The organism is Nocardioides sp., from assembly GCF_014360585.1.
Classification (GTDB): Bacteria; Actinomycetota; Actinomycetes; order Propionibacteriales; family Nocardioidaceae; genus Nocardioides.
In genome coordinates, this window is the sequence record NZ_JACIXG010000145.1 from 1 (window position 1) to 5,446 (window position 5,446).

Consider the following 5,446-nt stretch of genomic DNA (forward strand, 5'->3'; position numbering starts at 1 on the left):
CTCGAGGTCGTCGAGCGGCCGAGCGAGCACGAGATCGTGGTGGTGAGCGGCTTCGGCACCGAGGCGCAGTGGTATCGGAACCTCCTGGCCGAGCCGGCATGTCGCGTCAGCATCGGGAGGCGTACAAGCGCCGCGGCGCAGGCGAGGTTTCTCTCGGACGAGGAGTCTGCTGCGGTGCTGGGTCGTTATCAGGAGGCGCACCCGAAGGCCTGGCGGCGACTGCGCGGTGCGATCGAGACGGCGGTCGGCCATGAGGTCGAGGGACTGCCGATGGTGAACCTAAGACTTCTAGGAGACTGAGATGCGGCGCAAGTGGCTGTGGTTGCTCAAGAACACGCTCAACCGGGCGACGACGCGGGCGGCTCGCTCGGGGCGCGGGCCGTTCTCGCTCGTGCGTCATGTCGGCCGGAAGTCGGGGAAGACGTACGAGACGCCGATCATCGTCGCGCGAGTGCCGGAGGGGTTCATTGCGGAGCTGACCTACGGCGAGGACGTGAACTGGTATCGCAACATCGTTGCGGCCGGAAGCTGCGAGCTGCTGGTCGACGGGCAGTGGCATCAGGTGTCGGCGATCGAGCCCTATCCGACCGAAGCCGGTCGGGAGGCGTTCGGCTATCCGGCCAAGCTCGTGCTGAAGGTGCTGCAGAGGCGCGAGTTCAGGTTGCTGCGTACGGCCTGACCAACCGGGCTGCGGCCGCTGTCGACCGACGGGTACGAAACCCGGCCCGGGGCGCGGCGCACACACCGCTCTATAGTCGCGGCTCGCGGTCAGTGAGGACCGCTGGGCACCGAGGGCAAGGAAGAGTGGGTTGATGTGAGCACGGGTGTCGGTCTGCTGCGGCAGGTCCGCGGTGTCCAGGCGGATTCCTGGCCGTCGTTGCTCGGGCCCGGGGTCTCCGAATCGGTCGACTCGCTGGTCAGGCCGGCGGTCGTCGCCACGTTGCTCACTGCGCGGGACACGAGTGATATCAACCTGCTTCGTGCGGTCACCGCGTACGAGACAGCTTCACGCGCCGAGGCAGACGACGGTTGTGGGGATGTCCTGCTGGCTTGTTGCTGGATGCTCTTCTGCGATGGACATCTCGACGACGTGCCGCTGATCTGGCAGGCGAAGAAGGCCAACTTCGACGCGTACTGCTACATCGACGGTGTCTTCCTCATGTCCCAAGGTCTCGACGCCTCTGTGGCTTTCGCCGCGCAGATAGGACAGGAAGACCTGCTTGCCTACTTGCAACGTGAGGCGCCCGGGGACTCGGCCGAGGAGATCGCGGCATGGCGTACGTCTACGTTCTTCGCGGCGTGCCCAGCGGCGACATCGCCGGTCGATGACCTCGCCGCGTGGCTGCGGGGATGAGCGGTCTCCCGTCTGACCAATGGTTGCGGTGCGATCCATCAGCAATCTGTGGAGCTACGCCACCGGGGCGCTGAGAGTGCGAAGGTGGTTGCGGAACTCGGCGCCGTCGGCGGGGGAGCGGTACTCGAGTTCGTGGGCGACCTCGCTGGCGACGAGGAGCAGGCTGGGCTGGGACCTTCGTTCGTGGTTGAGGGCGGCCTCGGCGAGATCGAGCGCCAACATCGGGCTACCGTCGCGGGCGGCGAGGACGGCCTTGGTCAGCTGGGCCTCCGCCAAGCGCATCGGGCTGATCACGGTGCCGTCCGGCCGGGTGCTGGTGGCGATGACCGTGTCGGCCATGGCTGAGCCTCTTCGTGGAAGGTCGACAGGGCGATGTAGTGCATCGCGGTCTCCCGGTTGCTCCAGCCCTTGGCGGCCTGAAGACGAACCAACCTCTCGTGCCACTGCTCAGCCATCCGGCCTCCCGGTGCGTTCGGTGTCTCGTCGCGCTGGGGCGACAGGACGTGTTTGCTGGCAACTTCAATTGACGACGAGAACCGATTGGGATGAGCCGAGGCAGCTCGACGCGGCCGCGAGATAGGCCGGGTCGAGATAGGCCGAGACTTCGTCCAGCGAGATGGTTCCTCCGCCGAGGTCAGGCAACTGACTGCCGGTCGCGACAGTGAAGTCCTGCCCATCCTGGGACAGCGTGACGGCTTGGCGGGATTCGTCCCACTGCGATCCCGCCGGCCAGATCACCAAAGTGTCGTCTACCTCGAGACAGCCGTCGTCGAGCACAAGCGTGCCGGCGAGCAGGGCCTCCATGCTGATCGGCATGGGTTGATGGGTGATCAGCGTGACGTCGCTGGCGCCTGCGAATGACGGGTCCTGAGGGCTGTTGAGCGTGTGCATCCCCCACCAGCCGGCGCCGAGCGCGACAGCAGCAGCTAGTCCGGCAATGCCCCATCGGACTGCGGTCCGTGGGCGGCCGGAATGCCGAACCTCCTCGGCCGATCGAGGCTGGTAGTCCCAATCCTCTGAGGTGAGGGCTGAGCGAATGTGCGCGTCGTCTTCCATGTTCATATCCCTCTCCTAGCCCTGATCCGCAGCCAAGGACCGCCGAAGAGCTTCTCTGCCACGGGACAGACGCGACTTGACCGTGCCGGGAGGCACGTCGAGAAGAGCAGCGATGTCATCGACCGGTAGATCCTCGATGTAGTACAGGACCGCGACTCGGCGTTGATCGATGGGCAGAGCGTCGAGTAGGCCGAGCGCATTGGCGAGCGGCGACCCAGCGGCGATGTCCGACGTGGTCGCATCGACCAGCTTGAGGCGAGCCAGGGCTCTTTGGAGCCGTTGAGTCGAGCGCCAGTCGCTGACACAGAGCCTCCACGCCACCGTTCGAACAGCCGACCGGGTCGTCGCCTTCGAGCTTGGACCATCGCCTCCACGCGCGAAGAAATGCTTCCTGGGCACAGTCCTCTGCGCGGGTGAGGTCGCCGCAGGCCAGGTAGAGAGACCGAACAAGCTGCGCCGACCGCGCGTTGTAGAACGCATCGAACCGGGCCTCGCGGTCGTGCATCGGCTCCTCCAGACGAAAAGTTGCTTCCCTGCCATGGTTACGCCGGCGGGCTCGACCAGGTTCCCTTGGCGCGCGAGTTCTTGCTCATCGATCAGGACCCGAGAAGTCGGGCTCACGGATCCGAGCGGGGTAAGCCGATGACGGCGAGAGGCGGGCAGGCCGCGATCAGGGGTTGGGATCGAGGTGCGGGAAGTTGCGGTTGAGTGCCCAGTCGATCCGTACGCGCTGGCTGCGGTCCATCTGAAGGCTGGGAACGATCGTGGGATACACCCATTCGGCGTGGGTGTTCTCAGCTGATGGAGTGGGCTCGCCGGCGAGGTAGCGGCCGGCGTAGATGATGGAGCACTCCTGGCGTACCTCGCCGTTGGCGGTGTTCTCGATGCGGTGGCGCGGGTCGGTCCAGATCCCGACCAGGCCGGTCACCTCGATGGTGATGCCGGTCTCCTCGAACGTCTCGCGGACCGCGGCCGCGGTCAGTGATTCGCCGGGCTCCATGGCCCCGCCGGGCATCGTCCAGTTGCCGGTGTCGTTGCGGCGGATCAGCAGGATCCTGCCCGGGTCGTCGAGCACGAAAGCACCGGCGCTGGGCCGGAGGCTGTTGACCTCGGGGGCCGAGGGGTCGTTGTGCCAGTCGACTCGTTGGCCCAGGTGGCTCGCCCTGGGGGCGCGCGGACGTGGCGTGTGTACAGACGTTTCTGATGTCGGCCGAGATCCCACGGCGCCGAGCATAGCCGAATTCAGCCAGGTCAAACGCACACAAGCAGAGCCGTGCCGGCCACTGGTTCGACCCCGAAGTAGAACCAGATGGGACGGGGAAACGTACGGGGGTATCGGAACAGGGCGAGATGAGTCGGCCGTTGGCCGGCGGAGCTCGGAGCTCCGCCGGCGCGGGCAGCTGACTAGCTCGTGACGGCGCCGACCGCGGCTGACTGCACCGTACGCCGGTACTTGCCGAGCACGCCGCGAGGATACTTCGTGGGAAGTGGCTCCCAGCCGACCTTTCTCCGCTCCAGCTCCTCGGGCTCCACCTCGACCTCGAGGGTGCGGTTGACGACGTCGAGGACGATGGGATCGCCGTCGCGGACGAAGGCGATCGGGCCGGCGTCGACGGCCTCTGGGGCGATGTGGCCGACGCAGAGGCCCGTGGTGCCTCCGGAGAACCGGCCGTCGGTGATCAGCAGGACGTCCTTGCCGAGACCGGCGCCCTTGATGGCTCCCGTGATGGCAAGCATCTCCCGCATGCCCGGGCCGCCCTTCGGGCCCTCGTTCCGAATGACGACGACGTCGCTCGCGACGATGAGCCCCGCTTCCAGGGCGTCCATCGCGGCCCGCTCACCGTCGAAGACCCGGGCGGTGCCGCGGAAGACGGTGTCGTCGAAGCCGGCCGTCTTGACGACAGCCCCCTCGGGGGCGAGCGAGCCCTTCAGGATGGTGAGACCACCGGTGTGGTGGATCGGCCGCTCGAAGGAGTGGATGACCTCGTCGTCGAGGGCGGGCGGGCTCAGGTCCTCGAGGTTCTCAGCCATGGTCTTCCCGGTCACCGTGAGGCAGTCGCCGTGGAGCAGCCCCGCGTCCAGGAGCGCCTTCATCACGACCGGGATGCCGCCGATCTTGTCGACGTCGTTCATGACGTACTTGCCGTAGGGCTTGAGGTCGGCGAGGTGGGGGACCTTCTCTCCGATCCGGGTGAAGTCGTCGAGAGTCAGGTCGACCTCGGCCTCGTTGGCGATGGCCAACAGGTGCAGCACGGCGTTGGTGGAACCGCCGAGGGCCATCACGACGGCGATGGCGTTCTCGAAGGCGTCCTTCGTCATGATCTGGCGTGCGGTGATGCCCTTGCGCAGCATCCCGACCACCGCTTCGCCCGAGCGGTGGGCGAAGCCGTCGCGTCGGCGGTCGACCGCCGGGGGAGCGGCCGAACCGGGCAACGACATGCCGATCGCCTCAGCGACAGCAGCCATCGTGTTGGCGGTGTACATGCCCCCGCAGGCGCCCTCACCAGGACAGACCGCCTTCTCGATGCGGGTGACGTCCTCGCGGCTCATCTTTCCCGCGATGCAGGCCCCGACCGCCTCGAAGGCGTCGATGATCGTGACGTCGCGGCCGTCGACCTGCCCGGGCATGGTCGAGCCGGCGTAGAGGAAGACAGAGGCGAGATCGAGTCGAGCAGCCGCCATCAGCATGCCGGGCAACGACTTGTCACAGCCTGCGAGCAGTACGGAGCCGTCGAGCCGCTCCGCGCTCATGACGGTCTCGACCGAGTCGGCGATGATCTCGCGCGACACCAGCGAGAAGTGCATGCCCTCGTGGCCCATCGAGATTCCGTCGGAGACGGAGATGGTGCCGAACTCCAGCGGAAAGCCGCCGGCCGCGTGAACGCCGTTCTTCACCGCTTTTGCGAGCCGGTCGAGGGACAGGTTGCAGGGGGTGATCTCGTTCCACGACGATGCGACGCCGATCTGCGGCTTCGCGAAGTCGTCGTCTCCGAGGCCGACGGCCCGCAGCATGCCACGGGAGGCAGTGGCCTCCAG

8 protein-coding genes and 1 pseudogene are annotated in these 5,446 nt (G+C 66.9%); 3 read left to right on the forward strand and 6 right to left on the reverse strand.

The features are described from left to right. The 3 genes from H5T77_RS25320 to H5T77_RS25330 all read left to right on the forward strand — a co-directional run. Positions 1-300 (forward strand): nitroreductase family deazaflavin-dependent oxidoreductase (locus H5T77_RS25320; RefSeq protein WP_292653378.1); only part of this gene is annotated, 300 nt, incomplete at its 5' end. Between the two features lies 1 nt (position 301). After that, a complete protein-coding gene (locus H5T77_RS25325; RefSeq protein ID WP_292653379.1) occupies positions 302-679 on the forward strand; it encodes a nitroreductase family deazaflavin-dependent oxidoreductase in 378 nt (125 codons plus the stop codon). Positions 680-814: 135 nt separating this feature from the next. Continuing rightward, complete coding sequence (locus H5T77_RS25330) at positions 815-1,354, forward strand: hypothetical protein (RefSeq protein WP_292653380.1); 540 nt, start codon at positions 815-817, stop codon at positions 1,352-1,354. A gap of 54 nt (positions 1,355-1,408) precedes the next feature. Here the strand turns inward: H5T77_RS25330 and H5T77_RS25335 are convergent, their stop codons facing one another. The 6 genes and pseudogenes from H5T77_RS25335 to ilvD all read right to left on the reverse strand — a co-directional run. Then, the gene (locus H5T77_RS25335; protein WP_292653381.1) at positions 1,409-1,693 is read right to left on the reverse strand and encodes a hypothetical protein; all 285 of its coding nucleotides are present in this window, start codon (positions 1,691-1,693) and stop codon (positions 1,409-1,411) included. A 180-nt stretch (positions 1,694-1,873) separates the two neighbouring features. Then, the gene (locus H5T77_RS25340) at positions 1,874-2,416 is read right to left on the reverse strand and encodes a hypothetical protein (RefSeq protein ID WP_292653382.1); all 543 of its coding nucleotides are present in this window, start codon (positions 2,414-2,416) and stop codon (positions 1,874-1,876) included. 9 nt (positions 2,417-2,425) lie between these two features. Next, positions 2,426-2,809 (reverse strand): RNA polymerase sigma factor, encoded by a 384-nt coding sequence (locus H5T77_RS25730; RefSeq protein ID WP_366816679.1) that lies wholly within the window; start codon positions 2,807-2,809, stop codon positions 2,426-2,428. Continuing rightward, positions 2,772-2,915, reverse strand: a pseudogene (locus H5T77_RS25735) (sigma factor); the annotation flags it as partial. The gene H5T77_RS25730 and the pseudogene H5T77_RS25735, both read right to left, overlap by 38 nt. A gap of 165 nt (positions 2,916-3,080) precedes the next feature. Further along, positions 3,081-3,563, reverse strand: a complete 483-nt coding sequence (locus H5T77_RS25345) for an NUDIX hydrolase (RefSeq protein ID WP_292653384.1) — start codon at positions 3,561-3,563, stop codon at positions 3,081-3,083. A 251-nt stretch (positions 3,564-3,814) separates the two neighbouring features. Then, positions 3,815-5,446, reverse strand: a 1,632-nt coding sequence (ilvD, locus tag H5T77_RS25350; RefSeq protein ID WP_292653383.1) for a dihydroxy-acid dehydratase, incomplete at its 5' end; no start/stop codon positions are given.